This is a genomic window from Nitratireductor sp. GZWM139, from assembly GCF_030068685.1.
GTDB lineage: Bacteria > Pseudomonadota > Alphaproteobacteria > Rhizobiales > Rhizobiaceae > Nitratireductor > Nitratireductor aquimarinus.
On sequence record NZ_JAMQML010000011.1, the window covers coordinates 142,120 to 165,356 of the forward strand.

The 23,237-nt window shown below is 62.0% G+C and carries 22 protein-coding genes and 3 tRNA genes; 19 read left to right on the forward strand and 6 right to left on the reverse strand.

Annotated elements, in window-relative coordinates; genetic code table 11:
• Positions 1-81: 81 nt before the first annotated feature.
• From sufB to NDI72_RS14840, 7 genes are all read left to right on the forward strand, one after another.
• Positions 82-1,605 (forward strand): Fe-S cluster assembly protein SufB, encoded by a 1,524-nt coding sequence (sufB, locus tag NDI72_RS14810; protein WP_090326480.1) that lies wholly within the window; start codon positions 82-84, stop codon positions 1,603-1,605.
• A 27-nt stretch (positions 1,606-1,632) separates the two neighbouring features.
• Positions 1,633-2,388, forward strand: coding sequence for a Fe-S cluster assembly ATPase SufC (gene sufC, locus NDI72_RS14815; protein ID WP_283800822.1), 756 nt, complete (start codon positions 1,633-1,635; stop codon positions 2,386-2,388).
• A gap of 9 nt (positions 2,389-2,397) precedes the next feature.
• The gene (gene sufD, locus NDI72_RS14820) at positions 2,398-3,669 is read left to right on the forward strand and encodes a Fe-S cluster assembly protein SufD (RefSeq protein ID WP_206547500.1); all 1,272 of its coding nucleotides are present in this window, start codon (positions 2,398-2,400) and stop codon (positions 3,667-3,669) included.
• A gap of 159 nt (positions 3,670-3,828) precedes the next feature.
• A complete protein-coding gene (locus NDI72_RS14825) occupies positions 3,829-5,070 on the forward strand; it encodes a cysteine desulfurase (protein ID WP_206546258.1) in 1,242 nt (413 codons plus the stop codon).
• Positions 5,071-5,075: 5 nt separating this feature from the next.
• Complete coding sequence (locus NDI72_RS14830; RefSeq protein ID WP_283800823.1) at positions 5,076-5,474, forward strand: SUF system Fe-S cluster assembly protein; 399 nt, start codon at positions 5,076-5,078, stop codon at positions 5,472-5,474.
• 98 nt (positions 5,475-5,572) lie between these two features.
• A complete protein-coding gene (gene sufA / locus NDI72_RS14835; protein ID WP_113155314.1) occupies positions 5,573-5,953 on the forward strand; it encodes a Fe-S cluster assembly scaffold SufA in 381 nt (126 codons plus the stop codon).
• A gap of 9 nt (positions 5,954-5,962) precedes the next feature.
• Complete coding sequence (locus NDI72_RS14840) at positions 5,963-6,289, forward strand: TfoX/Sxy family protein (RefSeq protein WP_283800824.1); 327 nt, start codon at positions 5,963-5,965, stop codon at positions 6,287-6,289.
• Positions 6,290-6,380: 91 nt separating this feature from the next.
• On the opposite strand, the gene NDI72_RS14845 is transcribed toward NDI72_RS14840, so the two are convergent.
• Together NDI72_RS14845 and NDI72_RS14850 are read right to left on the reverse strand one after the other, a co-directional pair.
• Positions 6,381-7,823 (reverse strand): DEAD/DEAH box helicase, encoded by a 1,443-nt coding sequence (locus tag NDI72_RS14845; protein WP_283800825.1) that lies wholly within the window; start codon positions 7,821-7,823, stop codon positions 6,381-6,383.
• Between the two features lie 163 nt (positions 7,824-7,986).
• Positions 7,987-8,760, reverse strand: coding sequence for an NAD kinase (locus NDI72_RS14850; RefSeq protein ID WP_113155311.1), 774 nt, complete (start codon positions 8,758-8,760; stop codon positions 7,987-7,989).
• Positions 8,761-8,921: 161 nt separating this feature from the next.
• Here NDI72_RS14850 and NDI72_RS14855 point away from each other — a divergent pair.
• The 6 genes from NDI72_RS14855 (at position 8,922) to NDI72_RS14880 (ending at position 14,706) form a co-directional block, all read left to right on the forward strand.
• Positions 8,922-8,997, forward strand: a tRNA-Thr gene (locus tag NDI72_RS14855).
• A 190-nt stretch (positions 8,998-9,187) separates the two neighbouring features.
• A complete protein-coding gene (locus NDI72_RS14860; RefSeq protein WP_283800826.1) occupies positions 9,188-9,523 on the forward strand; it encodes a hypothetical protein in 336 nt (111 codons plus the stop codon).
• A gap of 528 nt (positions 9,524-10,051) precedes the next feature.
• The gene (locus NDI72_RS14865) at positions 10,052-10,537 is read left to right on the forward strand and encodes a Csu type fimbrial protein (RefSeq protein WP_425523540.1); all 486 of its coding nucleotides are present in this window, start codon (positions 10,052-10,054) and stop codon (positions 10,535-10,537) included.
• 20 nt (positions 10,538-10,557) lie between these two features.
• The gene (locus NDI72_RS14870; RefSeq protein ID WP_283800827.1) at positions 10,558-11,274 is read left to right on the forward strand and encodes a fimbrial biogenesis chaperone; all 717 of its coding nucleotides are present in this window, start codon (positions 10,558-10,560) and stop codon (positions 11,272-11,274) included.
• The gene (locus tag NDI72_RS14875; protein WP_283800828.1) at positions 11,243-13,648 is read left to right on the forward strand and encodes a fimbria/pilus outer membrane usher protein; all 2,406 of its coding nucleotides are present in this window, start codon (positions 11,243-11,245) and stop codon (positions 13,646-13,648) included. Before NDI72_RS14870 ends, NDI72_RS14875 begins: the two co-directional genes overlap by 32 nt.
• Positions 13,649-13,794: 146 nt before the next feature.
• A complete protein-coding gene (locus NDI72_RS14880) occupies positions 13,795-14,706 on the forward strand; it encodes a Csu type fimbrial protein (RefSeq protein WP_283800837.1) in 912 nt (303 codons plus the stop codon).
• A 72-nt stretch (positions 14,707-14,778) separates the two neighbouring features.
• On the opposite strand, the gene NDI72_RS14885 is transcribed toward NDI72_RS14880, so the two are convergent.
• Positions 14,779-15,627: a TrmH family RNA methyltransferase gene (locus tag NDI72_RS14885; RefSeq protein WP_206552506.1), complete on the reverse strand. Its 849-nt coding sequence runs from the start codon at positions 15,625-15,627 to the stop codon at positions 14,779-14,781.
• 187 nt (positions 15,628-15,814) lie between these two features.
• Here NDI72_RS14885 and NDI72_RS14890 point away from each other — a divergent pair.
• From NDI72_RS14890 to NDI72_RS14905, 4 genes are all read left to right on the forward strand, one after another.
• Positions 15,815-15,899 (forward strand) — tRNA-Tyr (locus tag NDI72_RS14890).
• Between the two features lie 30 nt (positions 15,900-15,929).
• Positions 15,930-16,003, forward strand: a tRNA-Gly gene (locus NDI72_RS14895).
• A 517-nt stretch (positions 16,004-16,520) separates the two neighbouring features.
• Positions 16,521-16,949, forward strand: coding sequence for a bleomycin resistance protein (locus tag NDI72_RS14900; RefSeq protein WP_283800838.1), 429 nt, complete (start codon positions 16,521-16,523; stop codon positions 16,947-16,949).
• A gap of 465 nt (positions 16,950-17,414) precedes the next feature.
• A complete protein-coding gene (locus NDI72_RS14905; RefSeq protein ID WP_283800829.1) occupies positions 17,415-18,446 on the forward strand; it encodes an alpha/beta hydrolase family protein in 1,032 nt (343 codons plus the stop codon).
• Here NDI72_RS14905 and NDI72_RS14910 read toward each other — a convergent pair.
• The 3 genes from NDI72_RS14910 to NDI72_RS14920 form a co-directional block, all read right to left on the reverse strand.
• Complete coding sequence (locus NDI72_RS14910) at positions 18,409-19,485, reverse strand: helix-turn-helix domain-containing protein (RefSeq protein WP_283800830.1); 1,077 nt, start codon at positions 19,483-19,485, stop codon at positions 18,409-18,411. The two genes, NDI72_RS14905 and NDI72_RS14910, sit on opposite strands and share 38 nt — an antisense overlap.
• Positions 19,486-19,549: 64 nt before the next feature.
• Positions 19,550-20,968 carry a hypothetical protein gene (locus NDI72_RS14915; RefSeq protein WP_283800831.1) on the reverse strand — a complete coding sequence of 473 codons (1,419 nt, stop codon included), beginning with the start codon at positions 20,966-20,968 and terminating at the stop codon, positions 19,550-19,552.
• Positions 20,961-21,722: a hypothetical protein gene (locus NDI72_RS14920; protein WP_283800832.1), complete on the reverse strand. Its 762-nt coding sequence runs from the start codon at positions 21,720-21,722 to the stop codon at positions 20,961-20,963. The genes NDI72_RS14915 and NDI72_RS14920 overlap by 8 nt, the downstream gene beginning before the upstream one ends.
• Positions 21,723-22,143: 421 nt before the next feature.
• Between NDI72_RS14920 and NDI72_RS14925 the strand changes: the two genes are divergently transcribed.
• Both NDI72_RS14925 and NDI72_RS14930 read left to right on the forward strand, forming a co-directional pair.
• Positions 22,144-22,365 carry a hypothetical protein gene (locus NDI72_RS14925; protein WP_113155302.1) on the forward strand — a complete coding sequence of 74 codons (222 nt, stop codon included), beginning with the start codon at positions 22,144-22,146 and terminating at the stop codon, positions 22,363-22,365.
• Positions 22,366-22,488: 123 nt separating this feature from the next.
• The gene (locus tag NDI72_RS14930; RefSeq protein ID WP_283800833.1) at positions 22,489-22,980 is read left to right on the forward strand and encodes a DUF2867 domain-containing protein; all 492 of its coding nucleotides are present in this window, start codon (positions 22,489-22,491) and stop codon (positions 22,978-22,980) included.
• Positions 22,981-23,237: the final 257 nt, after the last annotated feature.

Sequence of the window (23,237 nt, forward strand, 5' to 3'; positions counted from 1 at the left end):
GAGGGTTGCCGCAAGGCAATCACGGTGTGCTCAATTTTGAAGACGGCCGGGTCTTGACCCCGGCATGGATGGAGAACGCATATGCCTGCCGTGCAGGAGACGATTGATCAGGTCCGCATGATCGATGTGGACCAGTACAAATATGGTTTCGAGACGCTCATCGAGAGCGAGCTGGCCCCCAAGGGCCTCAACGAAGACATCATCCGCTTCATTTCGGCCAAGAAGGAAGAGCCGGAATGGATGACGGAGTGGCGGCTGAACGCCTACAAGCGCTGGCAGGCCATGGAAGAGCCGAGCTGGGCGCGCGTCAGCTATCCCAAGATCGACTTTCAGGATCTGCACTATTACGCAGCGCCGAAGAACCAGACCGGCCCGAAGTCGCTGGACGAAGTTGATCCGGAATTGCTCAAGACTTACGAAAAGCTCGGTATCCCCTTGAGGGAGCAGGAAATTCTTGCCGGCGTTCGCAAGCAGGGCGAGCCGAGTGAGCTGGACGAAAACCCGAGCGACAATGTCTACAGCTCCGGTCGCGTTGCGGTTGATGCGGTCTTCGATTCCGTGTCGGTCGTGACCACGTTCAAGGAAGAACTCGCCAAGGCCGGCGTGATCTTCTGCTCGATCTCCGAGGCGATCCGCGAGCATCCCGAGCTGATCCAGAAATATCTGGGATCGGTCGTGCCGGTGTCGGACAATTATTATGCTGCGCTGAACTCCGCCGTCTTCACCGATGGCTCCTTCGTCTATGTGCCGAAGGGCGTGCGCTGCCCGATGGAATTATCGACCTATTTCCGCATCAACGAGCGCAACACCGGCCAGTTCGAGCGCACGCTGATCATCGCGGAAGAGGGCGCCTATGTGTCCTATCTGGAAGGCTGCACCGCGCCGCAGCGCGACGAGAACCAGCTGCACGCCGCTGTGGTCGAGCTGATTGCGCTGGACGATGCGGAGATCAAATACTCCACGGTCCAGAACTGGTATCCGGGCGATTCCGAGGGCAAGGGCGGCATCTACAACTTCGTCACCAAGCGCGGCGATTGCCGGGGCAATAACTCCAAGATCTCCTGGACCCAGGTCGAGACCGGTTCGGCGATCACCTGGAAGTACCCGTCCTGCATCCTGCGTGGCGACAACAGCCGCGGCGAGTTCTACTCGATTGCCGTTTCCAACGGCCATCAGCAGATCGATTCCGGCACCAAGATGCTGCATCTGGGCAAGAACACGTCGAGCCGCATCATCTCCAAGGGCATCTCTGCCGGCAAGTCGCAGAACACCTATCGCGGACAGGTTTCTGCGCACCGCAAGGCGGCCAACGCCCGTAACTTCACCCAGTGTGACAGCCTGCTGATCGGCAATGACTGCGGCGCGCACACGGTGCCCTACATCGAAGCGAAGAACGCCACGGCGCAGTTCGAGCACGAGGCGACCACGTCGAAGATTTCCGAGGATCAGCTGTTCTACGTCATGCAGCGCGGCATTCCCGAGGAAGAGGCCATCGCGCTCATCGTCAACGGCTTCGTCAAGGACGTCATCCAGGAACTGCCGATGGAGTTCGCCGTCGAGGCGCAGAAGCTCATCGGTATTTCGCTTGAAGGTTCGGTCGGCTGAGGCCGGCGCATTTGTTTGGAAAAAATCATGCTTGAGATCAAAAACCTGCACGCCCGCATCGCCGAGGATGGCACCGAGATCATCCGTGGCCTCAACCTGACCGTTAAGGCCGGCGAAGTGGCCGCGATCATGGGGCCGAATGGCTCCGGCAAGTCCACGCTGTCCTACATCCTCGCCGGTCGTGACGACTATGAGGTGACCGAGGGCGAGATTCTCTACAATGGCGAGTCCATTCTGGAGATGGATCCGGCCGAGCGCGCCGCCGCCGGCATCTTCCTTGCCTTCCAGTACCCGCTCGAAATCCCGGGCGTTGCCACGATGGAGTTCCTCAAGACCGCCATCAACGCGCAGCGCAAGGCGCGCGGTGAGGAAGAGCTGAAGATCCCCGAGATGCTGAAGCGCGTTCGCACCTCAGCCGACGAGCTGGAGATGAGCATGGACATGCTCAAGCGTCCGCTCAATGTCGGTTTCTCCGGCGGTGAGAAGAAGCGGGCCGAAATCCTGCAGATGAAGCTTCTGGAGCCGAAACTCTGCGTTCTGGACGAGACCGATTCCGGCCTGGACATCGATGCTCTGAAGATCGTTGCCGACGGCGTGAACGCCCTGCGTTCGCCGGATCGCGCCGTGCTGGTGATCACCCACTACCAGCGTCTTCTCGACTACATCGTTCCCGACACGGTTCACGTTCTCTACCGCGGCCAGGTCATCAAGTCTGGCGACAAGGATCTGGCGCTTGAGCTGGAGAAGAACGGTTACGCCGGCGTCATCGACGCAGCCGCTTGAGGTGACGAGATGAACCTTCATGCTCAAAACACGCTGACGGAGGCCGAAACGGCGCTGGTCAACGGCTATTCCAGCCGTTTCTCTGACCTGCCCGGCGATGCCGATGTCACCGTCCGTCGCGATGAGGCGCTCGAGCTTCTCAAGCAGGGCCTGCCCACGCGCCGCGTCGAAGCCTGGCACTACACCGATCTGCGCCGGCTTCTGTCGGTTGTTCCGGATTTCAAGCCGGTCGCCAATGCCGAGGCTGTTGATCCGCTGATCGAAAACGCGCTGGTCCTGCCCGTGCTGAATGGTGCAGCGCATGGCCGTGCCGCCGGGCCGGAAGGCCTGACCATCGCCACGCTGGCCGACAAGCTTCAGGAAGGCGCGCTTTCTGCCGAATGGCTGACGGCCTCCGACCGGTTCGACGCCGTTGGTGCGATCAACGCGGCTTTCGTTTCTGATGGCTACTGGCTCGATATCGCCGAAGGCGCGGAGCTCAGCCGTCCGGTCGAGCTTCAGAACATCCATGCGGGCGGTCAGGTGCATGGCCGTTTCGTGGTCAATGCGGCCGCCGGCTCGCGGGCGACCATCATCGAGCGCCAGACCGGTGTCGGCGATGCGCTTGCATCATCCGTCACGCATCTGGACGTTGCCGATGGCGCGCATGTGTTCTGGATCCTGCTTCAGGAACAGCCGGACGATGCGGCCTATCTCGGCCAGTTCACGGCCTCGCTGGGCAAGGAGTCGAGCCTGACGCTCTTCATCCTGAACAGCGGCGGTAAACTGGTTCGCCAGGAAGTGAAGGTTGAGGCGCGGGGCGAGGGCTCCGAGTTCAAGCTTCGTGGCGTGAACCTTCTTGGCGGCGAGACCCATTGCGACGTGACCATGGTGCTCGATCACCTGGCGCCCGACACGGTCTCCACCGAGACCTTCCGCAATGTCGTCACGGGCAAGGCCAATGGCGTGTTTCAGGGCCAGATCCGCGTTGCGAAGATCGCCCAGAAGACCGACGCCAAGATGGCCTGCAACACGCTGTTGCTGTCCGATGATGGCGGTTTCTCCTCCAAGCCGGAACTCGAGATCTTCGCCGACGATGTGGCCTGCGGCCACGGCGCGACGGTGACCGATATCGAGAAGGAGCACCTCTTCTACCTGATGGCGCGTGGCATCGATGAGAAGACCGCACGCGGTCTGCTGGTCAAGGCCTTCGTGGCCGAGGTGATCGAAGAGCTCGAGGATGAAACCGTGATCGAGGCGCTGGAGGCCAGGCTGGTCGACTGGTTCGCCGAGCACGGCTAGAGCGCCGTGCGTCCATCCGGACGCACAAAGGACGCTCTAACCTGTTGGATCTACGCATCGTGCTTTCCGAAAATCGATTCCGAATTTCGGGCCGATGCGCTAATCCTAAACCACTCACGCCCGCCTTTCTGAGCGAGGGGCGGGCACGCGGGGTTCGAAATGGACCAGAAGGTCGACACTATGCGTTATGACGTTGAAGCCGTTCGCCGGGATTTCCCCATCCTGGCGCGAGAGGTGTACGGCAAGCCGCTCGTCTATCTCGACAATGGCGCGTCCGCGCAGAAACCGCAGGCGGTGATCGATGCGATCACGCATGCCTACAGCAATGAATACGCCAATGTTCATCGCGGCCTGCACTTTCTCTCGAACGCCGCCACGGATGCCTATGAAAAGGCGCGTGAAACGGTTCGGCGCTTCCTGAATGCGGAAAGCACCGATCAGATCATTTTCACCAAGTCGGCCACCGAGGCCATCAACACCGTCGCCTATGGCCATGCGATGCCGAATATCGGCGAGGGCGACGAGATCGTTCTGTCGATCATGGAGCATCACTCCAACATCGTGCCCTGGCATTTCCTGCGCGAGCGCCATGGCGCGAAGCTCGCCTGGATTCCGGTCGATGAGCAGGGCGTGCTCACGGTCGAGGCGTTCGAGAAGACGCTCACCGACCGTACGAAGCTCGTCGCCATTACGCATATGTCGAATGTGCTTGGCACCGTCACGCCGCTGAAGGAAATCATCCGCATCGCCCATGAGCGCGGCATTCCGGTTCTGGTCGATGGCAGCCAGGGCGCCGTCCACCTGCCGGTCGACGTGCAGGCGCTCGACTGCGATTTCTATGTCTGCACCGGGCACAAGCTCTACGGGCCTTCGGGCATTGGCGTGCTCTATGGCAAGAAAGAGCGCCTTGCAGCCATGCGGCCCTTCCAGGGCGGCGGCGAGATGATCGAGGACGTGACGCTCGACAGTGTCACCTATAACGATCCGCCCCACCGCTTCGAGGCCGGCACGCCGCCCATCGTGCAGGCGATCGGGCTTGGCGCGGCGCTTGAATATATCGAAGGCGTTGGCCGTGAGGCGATTGCGGCTTACGAGGCCGATCTGGTGCGCTATGCGCATGAGCAGCTGTCGCGCATCAACGCGCTGCGCATCTTCGGCAATGCGCCGGACAAGGGCGCCATCGTCTCGTTTGAGATCGAGGGCATTCATGCGCATGACGTGTCCATGGTGATCGACCGTTCGGGCGTCGCCGTCAGGGCAGGAACGCACTGCGCGCAGCCGCTGTTGAAACATTTCGGGGTAACCTCGACCTGCCGCGCGTCGTTCGGCATGTACAACACGCGCGAGGAGGTCGACGCCCTCGCTGAAGCGCTTGAGAAAGCGCGGCGTTTTTTCGGGTGAACAAGATGACTGACACACCGCAGGACACGGACCAGACAGTCGAGGCCACGGCCCCGCAGGAGACGGCAGCCAAAACGTCTTCCATTCCGCAGGAAGAGCTTGCTCGCCTGACAGACGACATCGTCAGCGCGCTGAAGACGGTCTACGATCCGGAAATCCCCGCCGACATCTATGAGCTCGGCCTGATCTACAAGGTCGATATCGAGGATGATCGCTCGGTGAAGATCGATATGACGCTGACCGCTCCGGGCTGTCCCGTGGCCGGGGAGATGCCCGGCTGGGTGCAGAACGCCGTCAGCACGGTCGAGGGGGTCAGCAATGTGGAAGTGACCATGGTTTTCGATCCGCCATGGACGCCCGATCGGATGTCCGAGGAAGCCCAGTTCGCCGTTGGCTGGTACTGAGCAGGTGATGCGTGGCCCTTGCAAGAGCCACGCATCTTGCCCATCTTGAAGACAGGACCTTTCCGCGAGCCTTTCACTCGCCGTGAACGGAGAATTCGATGAGCCGATTTCAAGTGATGACCATGACCGACGCGGCGGCAGGCCGCGTGCGCGACATCGTTGCCGCCCGTGAGGGCGCGAAGGGCGTGCGTGTCGGCATCAAGAAGGGCGGCTGCGCCGGCATGGAATACACGGTGGACCTCGTCACCGAGGCGGACCCCAAGGACGACCATGTGGAACATGAAGGCGCGCATGTCTATGTCGCGCCGGAAGCCGCACTGTTTCTTCTGGGCACGCAGCTCGACTTCGAGGTCACCAAGCTGCGCACCGGGTTCACCTTCAACAACCCGAACCAGACATCGGCCTGTGGCTGCGGTGAATCCATCGAGCTTCAGCCGGCAGACCTGAAAGCGCTTGCCGAAGCGCGCGGCGCGGCCTGACGCGCCGCCGTGGACGATGATGCGATCCACGATCTTTTCGCCGGGCTTGGGCCCGTTTCCATAAAACGCATGTTTGGCGGGAAGGGCATCTATCATCAGGGTGTCGTCTTCGCTCTGGAGGTCAGCAGCGAAATCCTTCTGAAGGCTGATGCGGAAAGCGCGGCTGATTTCGCCGAGGCCGGTTGCCGCCAGTGGGTCTATGAGGGCCATAAGGGGCGGGGGCCTGTCGCCATGCCTTACTGGTCCATTCCGGACGCTGCCCTTGATGATCCCGACGAGATGGCTCTCTGGGCGCAACGGGCCTTTCAGGCTGGCCTCAGAAGCCGGAAGCGCTGACAGGCGCAAGAGACACATCACGCAATAAGAAAAGCCGCCGCAGGCAGGAGCCAGCGGCGGCTTTTTCAATTCGTCACAAGATCGGATCGGGTCAGGTCTTGACCTGGATCTTCATGAAGGCGGGCACATCGTCGCCGAAGCCGACGATCGTGTTTTCCTCTTCACGCGGCTTGCGCCTGTTGTCGCGGCGCTGCTCGGAGCGGTCCTGCTGGGGCCTGTCCTGCTTTGCCTTGCGCTCGGCATTGTCGGACTTGATCTCTTCCTTGCGCGACTTCCTGTCGGTGTCCTGCCCGGAATTCTGTGCAGAACCCTGCTTCTCCTTCGCGCCGGCATCCTTCTTGCCGCCACGCTTGGAGCCGCGCCCGCGCTTCTCCTCTTCAGGGCTTTCGTCAGCCTGAAGCGTCGAAAGATCGCCGTCCAGCCATTCGACGTCCTGGCCGATCAGCTTTTCGATGGAAACCATATATTTGCGATCCGCTTTGGTGATCAGCGTGAAGGCAGCGCCCTTGCGTCCTGCACGACCCGTTCGGCCAATGCGGTGCACATAATCGTCGGCATGGGTGGGAATGTCGAAGTTGAAGACGTGGCTGACATCCGGGATGTCGAGACCGCGTGCTGCAACATCGGAGGCCACGAGCAGCTTCAGATTGCCCTTGCGGAAATTCTCCAGCATCGTCATGCGCGCGCGCTGATCCATGTCGCCATGCAGGGCGCCTGCATCATATTCATGACGCACCAGCGAACGGAACAGGGTCGCAACCTCGCTCTTGCGATTGCAGAAGATGATCGCGTTTTTCAGCGTCTCGCCTTCATCGTCGATCAGCTTGCGCAGCCGCTCGCGCTTGTCCCACGGCTTGGAGCCGCTCTTGACGAAGCGCTGCGTGATGTTGGTTGCGGTGGTGGCCGGACGGGAGACCTCGACGCGCACCGGCGCCTGCAGAAACTGCTCCGTAAGCTTGGTGATCTCCGGCGGCATGGTGGCCGAGAAGAACAGCGTCTGACGCGTAAAGGGAATCAGCTTGCAGATGCGCTCGATGTCGGGGATGAAGCCCATGTCGAGCATGCGATCCGCCTCGTCGATCACGAAAATGTCGACGCCGGTCAGAAGCAGCTTTCCGCGTTCGAAATGATCCAGCAGGCGGCCGGGCGTCGCGATCAGCACATCGGCGCCGCGCTCCAGCTTCTTTTCCTGCTCTTCAAAAGAAACGCCACCGATCAGAAGAGCAATGTTCAGTCGGTGATTCTTGCCGTATTTGACGAAATTCTCTTCGACCTGGGCGGCAAGTTCGCGCGTCGGCTCCAGAATGAGCGTGCGCGGCATGCGTGCTCTTGCACGGCCGCGCTCGAGGCGCGTCAGCATCGGCAGAACGAACGAGGCCGTCTTGCCGGTGCCCGTCTGTGCGATGCCCAGCACATCCTTGCCGGCCAGGGCATGCGGTATCGCACCCGCCTGGATCGGGGTTGGTTGCGTATAGCCCGCGTCGGTCACGGCGGAGAGGACCTTTTGGGACAGGCCCAGATCGGAAAATGTCAACGCTTCCTGAGCGGTGTCTTGTTCTTCTGCTGGCACGTTTCGGCTGTCTTTGGTTTCTGCGGCCTGATGCCGCCTCATAAGGCATGGAGCCTCGAATCTTAGGTGGCGTACGGCTTGGAGCGCCCGATGTCAACAGATGGCTTGCCGTAAAGTCACCTATTGTTCAATAGCGGAACTGCTCTGAGAGGATGCGTTCGTTCCAAGAATGGCTCTCGTCGAAAAGCACTGTAACGGTCTCATCGTGCGATTCGCGCACGGTCACGGAGACGACGGATTTGATCTCCGTATGATCCGCAACCGCATTTACGGGGCGTTTTCCCGGCTCCAGAATGTCGAAATGCACGGTCGCCTGATTGGACAGAAGCGCCCCGCGCCAGCGACGCGGGCGGAACGGGCTTACCGGCGTCAGCGCCAGAAGCGGCGCGTCCAGCGGCAGGATCGGGCCATGCGCGGAAAGATTGTAGGCTGTGGACCCGGCCGGCGTCGCCACCATCACGCCGTCACAGATCAGCTCTTCAAGCCGCACCTTGTCGTCTATAGCGATGCGGATCTTTGCGGCCTGGTAGGACTGGCGCAGAAGCGACACTTCGTTCACGGCCAGCGCCTTCACCGTGTTGCCGTCAGCATCCACGGCGATCATCTGGAGCGGTCGCACCGTTTCGGGAATGGCCGCCGCCACACGCTCGCGCAGCCCGTCCTCACGGTATTCGTTCATGAGGAATCCGATGGAGCCGCGGTTCATGCCATAGATGCGTTTGCCGGCACCCATGGTTTCGCGCAGAATGTGCAGCATGAAGCCATCGCCGCCCAGCGCGACAATCACATCCGCGTCCTCGGGGCGCTCCTGGCCGTAGAGTGCGGACAGGCGCTTTGCAGCTTCCTGTGCGTCCCTGGTGTCGGCGCAGACGAAGGAAAGGGCCATCGGCTTTCGGGTCATGGTAATCTAAGGGCCCTTGAACTTGAGGCAGGAGCCTATCGGTTAGCATGCGTGCGAACGCGTGCAAAGGCATATGCGGCTGCATTGATGTGGGGATCGCAACCGGCTGTCGCCAGTTTTGATTTCACTTGAGCGCGGATTGTGCTAACGCATCGCCGGATGCCCTTGTAGCTCAGTTGGTAGAGCACCTGATTTGTAATCAGGGGGTCGGCGGTTCGAGTCCGTCCGGGGGCACCATTCCAACCTTCTCGCTTTGTTTTTGCTAGCTTTGCTCCGATTGTTTCCTCACCCGGATTTTGGGTGCGGTCCGGTATGTTCTCCAACTGTATCGAGATTCGGCCTGCTTTTTTGCGCCTCTGCGCTCGCTCTGGCCTTTTACGTCCGGGCGCGACCCGCTCAGATAAAACACTACACCGCTGACGAACTCATGGGGTTCAATTGCGAAGAGCTTGGTGCTGCGCATGAGGACCTGATCGTCGCCTATCATGATGCCGAGATCGCCCGCCACAGAAGGGAAGGTTCGTTTAGCGATGACCTTGGGCTTCTTAAGGAGGATGTCCTGCCGTTTGTCGTTCTCATGAGGCGGTTCATGCAGGACAACGACATAAGAGAAGCCGACCTCGCAAAACCTTCATCGCCCTCTGCAACACTCCAGAAGTCCAGCTTTTATGCCGAAATATCCGGTCTATGCGCGGGAAACCCCTCGTTGGGAGCCGTTGAGGCAATGCGGCAGGCCGCAACAAAACTCAATCTGATTGATTAGTCCGCAAATCCATAGTGGCGTGAGAAGCTCTTGAAGCCTGGTCAGGTTCAGGGAGGAGGTTGCGTTCATGCTCGTTGCTTCTGGCGTGGATGGTTGCCGGGATTGTCCTGAATTCTTCGGCTGTCCTGTGCGGTGTCGCGCAGAGAAGGTGTGGGACGCCGGTAACTGCAGAGTGTTCAACCAGTATGGCGTGGCCGAGGTTTGGGTTTCTAAGTCGGACAGCTTTGAACGACCGCCACTCGTCCTTTGCAATTTGAAATGAGTTTTCGAAATATCTCGGGACCGAGCGCAATCGAATGTATCGATGTGATCGATCCCCATGAATGTTCTTCCGTGAAATTTTCCGTATGTTGTATATCAATTCAAATATCGCGCCATGGTAGATAAAGTTAGCTGACAAATTTATTTTTCTACTTTTGGGCGAATCGTATTACTTTCTCCTCAATACGTAATTCTTGGCGAAGCCACCGTTAGTCCGGCAGCAAAACGCGCCCGTGACCAAGAGGAGCCAGCGTGCGTAGGATTTGCATATTGCTCGTTTCATCAGCCGCCTTCCTGACCTGGGCAGGTGGCGTTGTGGCGCAGGCGGCGACTGCGACCAGCACTCTGAACGTGCAGATCACCATTCAGGCCGAATGCACCATTGTATCCGTCGGAAGTCTCGATTTTGGGGCGCAGGGTGTCATTGACGCCAATATCGATCAGAGCAGCACGATTTCCATCCAATGCACCGATGGCACGCCATACGAGGTGGGGCTGGATGCCGGCGCGGGTTCAGGTGCAACCGTGGCGACACGGTTGATGACCGGTCCCGCGTCGGCAACCATTTCCTATGGTCTCTATCAGGATGCGGCGCGTTCCGTTTTGTGGGGAGACACGACCGGTGTCGACGTGGTGACGGGGACGGGCAATGGAAACGCGCAGGCGTTGACCGTCTATGGCCGGGTGCCGCCGCAGGCAACGCCCGGCGCTGGCGTTTATGCCGACACGGTGACGGTGACCGTGACCTATTAGGATTGCCAAGGGAGACCGGAATGCCAATGCGTTTTTGTTGTCTCGTTGTCCTGTTCCTTGCGTTGCAGATGTCCGCTGCTTCGGCTGGCAGTCTGCGTGTCGCGCCGACCACGCTCGACCTGATTGCGCCCGATAGCGCGGCCGTGCTGCGGCTGCGCAATGATGCGGCTGCGCCCATGCAGGTTCAGGTGCGCGTTTTTCGCTGGAGTCAGTCTGGCGGCCAGGATCGTTTCGAACCCACGCGCGATGTCGTTGCGAGTCCCCCGGCAACGCAGCTTTCGCCGGGTGTCGATTACACGATACGTGTGGTGCGCACCGCCCGGACGCCTGTTCGCGGGGAGGAAAGTTATCGCGTCGTGGTGGATCAATTGCCCGACCCGGCAAAGCGACGGGCCGGGGCGGTCAATCTTGTGGTGCGGCACTCCATCCCGGTTTTCTTCCGCGCGCCCGATGCTGCACCGGCGCGGGTCGCGCTGGGGTTGGTGCGGATGGACGGGCAGCTTCTGCTGGTTGCCCGCAATCAGGGCGCGTCACGATTGCGGCTTGCCGACGTCGTGCTGCTTTCAGGTGGCGGTGTGGTTGGGCGGGATGAGGGCCTGACGGGTTACGTGCTTGGTGGCGCGAGCATGCAGTGGCCGATCAGGACAAGTGGAAGGGTTGGCGCGGGGCCGCTTGTGATGCGGGCGCAAAGCCATCTCGGTCCCATTGAAACCAGTCTGGCCATACAGCGCCGCTAGTGCGCTTCTCACCATCGCGCTGGGGCTTGTTGGCAAGCCCGTCAGCGCCAGCGAGGGCGGTGCTTTCTCCGGCGCTGCTCCCGGGCTCGTGGAGGTGGTTCGCGAGCTCTATCTGGAAGTGTTCATCAATGAGCGGCCGGTCGGGATGATCGGGAACTTCAAGGAGCTGTCGACCGGCGAGCTGGCGGCGACGGGGCAGGAGCTGCGTGAGGTGGGTATCGAGCCACGCGGGGATTCAAGATTCGGCGAAAACATATTTCTTTTAAATGAATTGCCGGATGTTGTTGTTGCAGTGGATGAGGCCGGGCAGCGACTGTTTGTGACCGTCGGGCATGAGGGGCGCGCTGCCAGAACGCTGGATCTGTCGCAGGATGCCAATGACGAAGGCGGGGCCGGTCGCTCCATCTATGGGGCGCTTTTGAACTACGCGCTGTTTGCCACCTCGCACTCATTCGAGCGCGGGCAGACCGGGCTTCTGAAGGGCGTCTCCGGCAGTTTCGAGGCGCGGCTCTTCAGTCCGCACGGCACGTTCAGCCAATCGTTTCTCGCCGGCTATACGGATGGTCAGCTCGATGGGCTAACGCGGCTTGCGACCAGCTGGACCCGCGATGACGACGAGCGCCTTTTGACCTGGCGCGCCGGCGATCTGGTGAGCGGCGGTCTGGCCTGGACACGGCCCGTTTATCTGGGCGGCGTGCAGCTGCAGCGCAATTTCGGCATGCGCCCTGATCTGGTCACGCTGCCACTGCCATCCTTTTCGGGCACGGCGGCCGTTCCATCGACGCTTGAAGTCTATGCCGACAACACGCGCCGCTTTTCCGGCGCTATCGATGAAGGTCCGTTTGAACTGGTCAATCTGCCGGCTGTTTCCGGCGCCGGGTCGGCACGCATCGTCCTGCGCGATGCGCAGGGGCGCGAGACCGAGGCCACACTGCCTTTCTACGCCTCGACGCGGCTGTTGCGGCGCGGACTGCTCGATTTCTCGGTCGAGGCGGGCTTTCCCCGCCGCGCCTTCGGCAGCCGCTCCTCCGATTACGACAGCCGGTTGATGGCGTCGGCCAGCATGCGCTACGGCCTCACCGACAGGCTGACGCTGGAAGGCCATGTGGAAGGCGGGGGCGGGCTGGTGAATGGCGGTGCAGGCATCGCCTTTCCCATCGGTCCTTATGGTGCTGCCTCTCTCGCGGCTGCGGCAAGCCATTTCGATGGTGAGAGCGGCGGTCTCGTCAACGGATCGGTGGAGCTGGGCTTTGAGGGGTGGTCGCTGCGTGGGCGGCTGCAACGCAGCTTCGGCGCGTATCACGATATCGCATCGGTCACGGCGCTGCCGGTGAATGGCGATCTGGAAGCCCGCTGGCTGGGTGCCGGCGTTCCGCGCGCCATCGACCAGATATCGCTCGGCATCCCGCTGCGCTTCGATCCCTCGACCCTCAGCCTCTCCTATACGCATATCGAGGATGCGCACAGCGAAAGCAGCCGCATTCTCTCGCTGTCCTACAGCCGGCGCATAGCCCGTCGCGGCAATTTCTATCTCACCGGTTTTGTTGATGCCGAGGAAAAAGAGAATTTTGGCGTTTTCGGTGGAATTTCAATCGCTTTTGGAGAAAACTTCAACGCTTCCAGCGGCATTGAAAGCCGCCCGGATGGCACGCGTCTGGTCTCGCAGCTCTCCCGGCAGGAAACGCGTGAAGAGGGGAGTTTCGGCTGGCGTCTGCGAAGCGCGGAGGGCGGGCGTTCCGAGCGTTCCGCATCGCTCAGCTATCGCGGACGGCACGGGCGCATCGAGGGCGCGCTTTATCAGCACGACGACGCGTTTCAGGCGGAAGCGTCGCTCGATGGCGCTCTGGTTCTGGCTGGCGGCGGGGCATTTGTCGCAAACCGCATTGATGGGGCATTTGCCGTTGTCGATACCGGCGCGCCGGGTGTTGCAGTTTCCCATCAAAACCGTCCCGTCGGAACGAGCGACCGGTGGGGGCGGTTGCTCGTTCCCGATCTGGTGGCGAATGAGGAAAACGCCTTCTCCATCGACCCGGCGGATCTGCCGCTCGATGCGGACATCCCGATGACTGCGACGAGCGCCGTGCCGCCGCGCAAGGGCGGGGTAGCGGTTGCCTTCGGTATTGAGCGGCAGGCGCGTGGCGCGCTCGTTTCATTCGTGGATGGAGAAGGCGCGCCGCTTCCCGTCGGATCGGTCGGGGCGTTTCAGGGCCACGCCTTCTTCATCGGCTATGATGGCGCGACCTATCTGACGGGGCTTGGCCGGGAGAACGCCGTGCGCATCGAGCTGCCCGATGGGCAGGTCTGCGCTGCCTCCTTCGCCTATCGGTCACAGCCGGGCGAGCAGGTGCAGCTGGAGGCGGTGCCATGCCGCTAGAGCAATTTCAGAAAAAGGGGGAACCGGTTTTCTGTCCAAAATTGCGTAAAAACAATATGTTGGAGCGTTTTCGCGATCCACCGAAAAGCGAAAACCCTCCAGGCCGGGAAAGGGCGCTTCTCGCAGCTCTGCTCTTCCTCGCCTTCATGCTGGGCGCGCTTTCGCAGGCGCGTGCGCAAAGCTGCAACTTCACCATCTCCGACATGGGTTTCGGCGCGGTCGACACGCTTTCAGGCGGGGCGGTGAACGGGACGGCCACGATCAATGTGAACTGCACCGGCCTTTCGCTCACGCGTATCCTGATCTGTCCGAGCATTGGCGCGGGCAGCGGCGGCGCGACCGTCTCTGCGCGGCAGATGGCGAGCGGCGGCGACACACTCGCTTACCAGCTCTACTCCGACGCCGGGCGCACGGTGGTGTGGGGTTCCTATTTTTGGGGCTTCGCCGCCACGCCGCCGACGCTCGAACTCACACTCGGCGTGCTTGGCAGCGGATCGGCGAGTTTCACGCTCTATGGCCAGGTGTTCGGCAGCCAGTCGACCGTGCCGGCGGGAACCTATCTGTCCGCCTTTTCAGGCGCGGACGTGAATTTCATCTATCGCTACACGCTTCTGAGCGACTGTTCGAACCTGTCGGGCCAGACGGCGTCCCCGTCCTTCACCGTTTCGGCCTCCATTGCCGACAATTGCCTCGTCGCCACGCAGGATCTGGATTTCGGTGCCCATGGCGTTCTGACGGGCAATGTGGACACGACGGGCGGGGTGACGGTGACCTGTACGCCGGGCACGGCCTACACGGTCGGGCTCGATGGCGGGCAGGCCGCAGCACCGCCAGCGGCGCGGCTGATGAGCAAGGGAAGCGAAACGGTGACTTACGGGCTCTATCAGGATGCAGCGCGCAGCCTGCCATGGGGGCTGGCCGCCATTCCGGGCGAGGCGGTGCCCGGCACGGGTAGCGGCAGCGGGCAGGTGCTGACCGTCTATGGCCGCGTGCCGCCGCAGACGACGCCTTCGCCGGGAACCTACACGGACACGGTGGTCGTGACCGTTACTTACTGAGCACCGGATTGATCCGATGCTCCATCAATGAGCCGGATCGTCCTTTGCGCGTCCGGGAGGACGCAGGGCGATTTAGCGGCTGCCGAGATACTGGCGCGCCGCATAGAGCGACACGGCGGCGGCATTGGAAACGTTCAGCGAGCGGATTGCGCCGGGCATGTCGAGACGGGCGAGTGCGGTGACGGTGTCGCGTGTCTTCTGCCGGAGCCCCTTGCCCTCCGCGCCCAGAACCAGCGCGATGCGGTCTGCGGCGAATGTGGCCTCAAGCTGGGCCGGCCCGTCCGAATCGAGACCGATGGTCTGGAAGCCGGCGGCGGAGAGTTCTTCCAGCGCCTCGGCCAGATTGCGCACGGTCAGATGGTCGATATGCTCCAGCGCGCCGGAGGCGGCCTTGGCGAGCACACCCGATTCGGAGGGGCTGTGCCGCGCCGTGGTGACAAGCGCGTTGACGCCGAAGGCGACGGCCGAGCGCATGATCGCGCCGACATTGTGCGGATCGGTGACCTGATCGAGCACCAGCACCAGGCCTGCGCCTTCCAGATCGCCGAGCGGCCTTGGTTTCAGCGGTTCCGCCTCGATCAGAACGCCCTGATGCACTGCGTCCGGCCCGGTGAGGCCATCGATGGCGCGCGGCTCGACGATCTCCACGGGGAAGGGCAGGGCCGAGGGCTCGCCCAGCTCCAGCCGGGCAGCGGCGTTGCGGGTGACGCGCATATGCTTGATTCGACGCTGTGGATTGTCGAGGGCGGCGCGCACCGTGTGCAGGCCATAAAGCCGCACAAGGCCGTCGCGCGGGCCTTCGCCGCGTCGGGAATCGCTTTTGCCATCGCCCTGCTTCTGCTGTGTACGGTCCCTGTGGGCCCGCCGGAGGCGTGCGTAATGGCTGTCTTTCGGGGTCTTTGAATTCTGATCGTCGCTCATGCGTTCTCTATAGGCGCGCCGGGCGATTGTGGAAACAGGATTTGCGTTCTGAAAATTTTTGACACCAGATTTGCGACAGGCGGTTGACACTTCGAAGCGGTCTCTGCATAAGGCGCGCATTGCGGGACTGAGCGGGGCGATTTGCCCACACGAAGTTCACGCCACGTCGCTGAGCTCTGACGGAAACGGAGGGGTGTCCGAGTGGTTAAAGGAGACGGACTGTAAATCCGTTGGCTAAGCCTACGCTGGTTCGAATCCAGCTCCCTCCACCACCGTCTCCCAGAGCCAGCGCAGCGAACCCGGCGGGTATAGCTCAATGGTAGAGCAGCAGCCTTCCAAGCTGAATATGCGGGTTCGATTCCCGCTACCCGCTCCAGGTTGCCTCCTCAAAAATTGCTGAATTTTGTGATGGCGTTCGCTTGCCGTGCCTTTGGCCTGGCAAGGCGGCTGGTTTTGGCTTGAGAATGAAGCGGCCTTCGCCGGTCTCGCTGTGGAACGGGGGGAGCTTTAGCAGAAACGGGCGGGCGCTACTTAGAAGTCATCCCAAGCGCGGGGATCGGAATGTGCAACCTTGGTTTGGGACCGCGTGGAGGGCGTCAATTAACCGGGGGGCGGGGCGGTTCTGATAGGGTGGTGCTGGATATTGCGGGGAGCTGACCTAATGGCAGTAATGCTGCGCGCCCATCCCAGCCGTTTAAACCTTTCGATATGGGGCACGGAAGCCGCCATTCGATACCATTGGCAGTAGTGGCAGAGAGGGGCGGGAAACGACGCCATCGAAGTCGATTGGATACGGCTGGCCTGCCGCGCCGCCGCGCCGCATGGCAGCTCCGAGCCCCTCCCGAATGGGTCACCTCGAGCTAAAGCTGACCAATACTATTGGAGGGCATGATTTGGGTAACGCATTAGTTCCGGAGTTTTCAGTCTCGGATTGGCGTCTTTCAAAGGTGTTCTATTGCGATGTGCTTGGTTTCGAGTGTGCTTATGAGCGTCCCGAAGAAGGCTTCTGCTATCTCCGACTTGGTGATGCGGAGCTGATGATCGATCAGATAGGACAGGGCCGCACCTTCGATGATGGGTATCTTCCTGTAAGCTATCCCTTTGGTATGGGCCTGAATGTTCAAATCCGTGTGCCCTCGGTTGACCCGCTTATTGAAGCTCTTGCCAACATCAATCACCCACTTTTCCTTCCCGTGGAGGAAAAGTGGGTGATTGATGTTGGCGATGGCGAGAGCGGAAACAGGCAATTCGTAGTCGCCGACCCGGATGGCTATCTGCTGCGGTTCTGTCAGGACCTCGGAATGCGTAGCCCCACCGCTTGATGCAGGCCTATGACGGAATGCCCGCTCCGTCCGCATTGCCGCCGTTTGGTAGCCAGCCGCCTTCGCAGATGCAATGGATGGCGGCGTCGGCGGGTTGCACCGCAGCATCCTATCAGCAGGTGAATGACCGGTTTGGGCCGCAAGCATCGACGTATTCTGTACCAACCAATGTCAGCTAGCCGCCAGTCACCTGATGGCCCCAGAGTGGCGGTTCTCCGGGATATTCGTTATCCAGCTGAGGCAAGCTTGAGAGTGCACCTGTCGGGAAGCAACAGAAGCACGCATTCAAATGAAAGTAAGATCAGCCTTCTTCCGGTGTCAGCGCAGCATCGCTCATGCGGCACAAATCCGTCCGCCGATGGGCCAAAACACGCCCTACCAACCCGTCCTGAAACGTGTTTCAGGTCTCCGAACCCGTTTCCGGTCCCTATGCCTCCCCGGATCTGATCCAAGGAGAGACCTGAAATGTTCAAGATCTGCTTCAGCGCGGTTGCGCTGGTTTTTCTGGGTTCCGCTGCGCAGGCCGATGTCGGGTTTCGCACTGTCGGCATTGGCGGTGAGGGGCCGCGGCCGCTCAATGTTGCGCTGTGGTATCCGGCTGAGGGCGGTGCGCCCGGGGTGGTGGTGGGGGAAACGCCGGCCTTCGTCGGCGGGCGCGTTGTGCGTGATGCGCAGCCTTCGGCGGGTGCGCATCCGCTGGTCGTTCTTTCGCATGGCTATGGCGGCACCTGGCGCAATCTCAGCTGGCTTGCGGTCGCGCTTGCCGATGAGGGCTATGCCGTCGCCGCGCCGGATCATCCCGGCACCACGCATTTCAATCGTGATCGACGGCAGGCGGCCATGCTCTGGGAGCGGCCGCGTGATCTGGGCCGGGTCATCGATGCAGTGCTGGAGGAGCCGGCGCTTGCCGGTTCCATCGCACCGGAGCGGATCGCGGCCATCGGCCATTCGCTCGGTGGCTGGACCGTTACGGCGCTGGCGGGTGGCCGGTTCGATCCGGATTTGTTTGCGCGGGACTGCGCGTCGGGCATTGCTTCGAGAGCCTGTCCCACAAGCGATCTGAACGATATGGGCGATCTGAAGCTCGATGCACCCGGCCTCAGGCAGGATATGCACGATCCGCGCATCCGCGCCTTTGTCTCACTCGATCCCGGTTTTGCGCGCGGCTTTACGCCTGAAAGCCTTGGCGGTGTCGATGTGCCGGCGCTGCTGATCGGGGCCGGTGTCGATATCGGGGATCGGCCTGCCGAGCTGGAAAGCGGATGGCTGGCGGAGCACCTTCCCGCAGACACCACGGAATGGGTGATGCTCCCGGATGCGATGCATTTCAGCTTTCTGCAGCTGTGCAAGCCGGGGGCGGCGGCCATGATCGAGGCGGAAGATCCGGGTGACGGGATCGTCTGCCGCGATGGCGCGGGCCGGGGCCGCGCCGCCATACACGCGGAAGTTCTGGACCGGATCACGGCGTTTCTGGGCCGCTCGCTTTCGCTGCGCTGAGGCCCGCTTCGCCGGTTTCTTTTGCCCGCCGCCGCCAGTCGCTGGGCGAAAGGCCGGTCACGCGCCGGAACGTGTTGTTGAAGTTCGATTTCGTCTGAAAGCCGCAATCGAACATGATCGCGGTGACGGGGCGGTCGGTCTCTTCCAGAAGCGTCATCGCCTCGCGGATGCGCCACTGGTTGATTTCCTGCGAAACATTCCGGCCGAGCCTGCGGTTGATTGCCTGCGAAATCTGCCGCCCCGGAATGCCGACGCGCCGCGCCAGCCGCTCCAGTGTGAGATCTGGATCGCGATAGAGCTGGCGCTCGCTCAACACCCGATGGGTTGCGGCCAGCACAAGCGCATCGTCGGCGGTGGGCTGATCCCGTTCTTCCACGCGCGTGGTTGCTTCTGCTGCCGGAGGCTCTTCGGTCTCGGGCAGGCTGCGCGCGACGGCGAGTGCTGCCCATGCGATCAGGGGCAGCACGGCCATGTTGCCGACGCTGACGATGGTTGCGGCATGCGCGCCGCCGGCAAGGCCGAAGTCGAAGGCGATGGCCAGATCGATCATGCCTGAAAAGACAAGCAGGGCGCCGACAAACATTGCCGCGCGGCAGGGGTCGACGGCCGCACCGAGCCGGGCTCCTGCAAAATTTTCTTCGCCCTGCAGTCCGCGCCACATCAGAGCGCTGCCATAGCCAAAGAACAGGAAAGCCAGCAGGGCGTCGATGGGCGTCTGAAAGTGTGGCCACAGAAGGGAAAGCACCAGGATGACCGCGCCGGGCAGGTAGTGCGGCCAGGCGGGCCGACGCGCGCCGCCCTCAAGGCCCGCAAAGCAAAGCCACGCCGTTGCCGGCAGGAGTGCGGCGAACACGGGCTGGAGGAAGCGGAAAACCGGCGCGTCGAAGCTCCAGCGCAGGCTGACGAGGGTCATCAGGGCGGTGCTGACGGCGAGAAACACGATGATGGGCCGGAACCTGCGGTCTCGCTTCAGGGCGACAAGGCAAAGCACAAAGCCCAGCAGGAGCGCGACGATGGCGGGCAGGGGGATCAGGATCATGCGCTATCTATATGGCACCGGGCCCGCGGATAAAGGGCGGATCGGCGGTGCGGCGTTGCTTGTTTCAGAACCCCGAGCAGATCTGAACCGAGTGCGGCAGCGGTTTCGGGTCGGTTGTACACGTCCAGCGGGAATGGGCGGGGTCGGGCGGTATGATCTGCAGTGTGGGGCTGGAAGCCGCGCCGATGCGGCATTCGGGGTGCTCGCGGGTCATGTGACGGGCAAAGCCGCGCAGGAGCCCCTTCATCTCAGACATGTGCTGCGCCGGGAAATCGAGCGGGTGGGTGAAATCGTCGGTCTTGCGCTGGTAGCCGAGCGCCATGAACCCGCTGTCGCAGAAGTCCGCCGGAAGGTCGCTAGAGCGGAAGGCGACAAACATCGCCTTGTCGATTGTCCCGTTGAACGGCTTCTCGCAATGCTGGAACAGGCGCACGCGGCACCCGTCCGTTTCCGCCTGATCGGCCCCGGGAGGCGCTTTCGGCTGGCGGGTGCTGCCTTTTGGTTCGGCTGCGGCGGTCCCGCTGCCGTCGAAGCGGGGCGGGTGGCCGCGATCATGGAGCGCGCCCGGGTTCACCTGATCGCTTTCAAAGCGGGGAGCCCTCTCGCGGGCATTGATGATCATGCGGCGCGCCTGATCGCGCGCGACCTCATAGGGGGCGTGATTGCCGCCGGTTCGAAAGCGGTCCGGAATGTCCAGAAGTTTGCGGTAACGGCGCTCGTAGGAGGCGACGAAATCGAGCCTGTCGCGTACCGACTTGATGAAGACGGTTTCGAGCGCCTCCGGTGTGGTCTCGTTGTAGCCGTAGCTCACGCGCACGCCGTCCTCCAGATGGCGGATGGCCGCGCCATAGGCCTTCAGATGGTAGTCCGGGTTCTCCCGTTCGTACCACTGGTGGAGGCGGAGCAGGGTGACATGGGCTTCAACAATGGAACCTGCGGCGAGTGTCAGGCCACGGCGCACCTCTTCGCGCGCGCGGCCGGCGCTCAGATAGCGCGGGTCCTCGAGCGTGGAGCCCGGCCCGCGAAACAGCGTTCCCCAGTCGGGACTGCCCGGCACGTTGAACGACCAGTCGCCGGCGGGACCGGGGCGGCCGACATCGACAATCAGGTGGAAATCGCCTTCATCGCCGCGAAAATCGAGCCGTAGCCGCACGCCGTAAAGCTCGATCAGATCCATGGCGCTGCGCGGCAGGCTGGCGAGGCTGTGCGTTTCGTAGTGCGACGCCCCAAGCGCCGTTGAGATGGGCAGGGTGACCGTGCCGCCCTGAAGCGCGTATCGAAAACGCGCCGAGACCACCGGCTCGCCCAGAAGCTGGCCGATCTTCGTTTCCGCCTCCCAGTCGAAGCGCAGCTCCGCGCCATCGCCGCTGCTGCCTTCGCCGGCAACGCGCTCGCCATCGGCTGCAAACGTCAGAACCTGCTGCGCCCGCGCAGGAGAAAGCGCCAGAAACAGGAGCATCAGAAAGAGAAGAGGTCTAGTCATTCAGCCAGCTCGCAAATTCCTGGGCCTGCCTTGCGGACGGCGTGGGCGTGACGCCGTTTGAGTGACGCGCCGGGTCTTCGAGAACCACGCCATAGGCGCTGGGGTTGAACAGATGCGCCGGGCTGAGATCGACATGGATCCCGTTGTCCTCCAGCGTCTCGGAGATGAGGGCTGCGGGCAGCAGGAAGATGACGGCAAGAAGCCCTGCCGCAATTGTTCCCGCTGTGGCGAGCCGGTTGGGCGACGGGTGAAGACGTGCGGCGATGCCGGTGGAGAACCAGACGCCGGCAAGAAAGGCGGCGAGGATCAGCCCCCAGCGCGCCGCTATGGCGTCTTCGAAAAAGTCCGGGAATGCCAGTTCGCAAAGGAGGAAGGCGGCAAAGGCTGCAAGAGCAGGCAGCAGAAGCGAGACGGCGGCAGCCAGCCAGCGCCCGCCTGCACGTTTTTCAGGAGGTTGCGTCTCTGGCGTGGGTTCCGGCGCTCTTGCCTGCTCCCTTGGCGCCGGCGCGGTTTCGGGCAGGGGCTCGAGTGTGAGGAAGGGCATAGGCCTGTCGAGCGTGGTCCCGGATGGAAAAATGGGTGGGCACACGCGCCCGCGCTGTGGCGCCTTGATGAGAATGTCCCGGCCATCCTTCATGGTGAAGACGTAAAGCCCCTCATCCTTTTCGACGATCTGTCCGGGCGCGACGCGGGCTTCCCGCGCAGTCAGTGGGTAGAGTGCTTTTGCCGGTGTCTTGACGTGAAGACTATCCATCCGGGGCTTCTTTCTGGTGCATCGTCTTGAGCGGGGAGCCGTTTGAGGCTGGAGATGGCTTGGGCCGGGAGCTGTTCATCGAAAGCTTGCAGATTCTGCTGCGACGTTCAATCGCAGGCGCGAAATGCGTGCTCTGCAGGGTGCGTCAATGGGGCTGTGGGAGAAGCCGCACTCTTTGTCGCAGCCGGTGTCCGATCGATTGCCTCGACCCTACATTTCTGGCAGTCGCTCGGGCGAATGGGAACTGGCGATGGCTGCATTTGCACATCCGGCACTGGCCCGCGTGCTGCGGCTACGCTTCATTCCCGCAGCCCTGCGTGGCGTCTGCGCGCCATGTCGATCCGTCTTCGGGCAGCCGCGCCCGAAGAGACAAAGCCCTCCCAGGCACCGACCCGTATGTACCATTCGAAAGGCTCCCCCAATGGTTCAGAAGCTCATCTATTCCATCCCCGTGTTTGGCTGGATGCTTAAAAGCGCATCCCTTGGCGATACGGCGGAGAAGGTCTTTTTCATTTTCAACCTGCTCGCATTCTGGGCGATCGCCATTTACTTCTTCGGCTATCCGGCGATCATCTTGCCGGCGCTTGGCATTGTCGGCTGCTACATGCTCGTGCTGGCGCTTCTGACCTCCGGCGACGTTTAGCCGGACCGGGCCTGTGCGCCCGTTTGCCGCATTCTTTCGCCGCACACTGGCAAGCCTTGCCAATGTGCGGCACGATGCTCCGGTCTGTTCGCCCGTGCGGTGAATGCATCAAGGAGCTGCGTCATGCTGACCTCGAAGATGGGGCTGATGTCGAAGACGGGCCGGGCCGAAGCGCCGCTGACACTGCCCGGTGCAGGCTTCTCCGATACATATTCCGGTGTTTCAAAAGACACTTTCGATGCAAGCGCCGCGCTGACGCGGGCCTTTGCGCGCCCGCCGCGCTGGATCGGGACGCTCATGCGTTGGCGCAATGTGATCGTCCGGCCTTTCGGTCTGAAGACCGGGAAAGACGCCCTGGACCAGGTGGTCGGAACGGAGCAGGCCCCGTTTCCGGTTCTTGAACGCTCTTCCCGGCGAATCGTATTGGGGACGGACGACCGGCATCTGGACTTCCGGCTGATCGTGGAGGCCGATCCGGCCGACGGGCCGGGCACACGCGTTTCGTGCACCACACTGGTGCGTCCGCACAATCCGTTCGGATGGCTCTATCTCCTGACGATCATGCCGTTTCACAAGCTGATCGTGGCCAATACGGTGCGTCGCATCGTGGCCTGAAATATCCGTTCGTGCTGTGTGGCGTTGCCACCCTGGCGTGTGTCAATCCTCGGTAAGAGGCTCCCTGCCTGTGGCATACGGGACGCTCTTTCGGGCAAAGGGCGCGGTTCGACGGGGGCGAAACGGCAAAGGGGCTTGTAATTTCGCGCCTTTGCCGTTAATCGCCGCGCATCTGAAACCCAAACGCATCCAGGGCGCCAAAGGAAGTTGCAATGGCCAAAGGTAAATTTGAGCGTACGAAGCCGCATGCGAACATC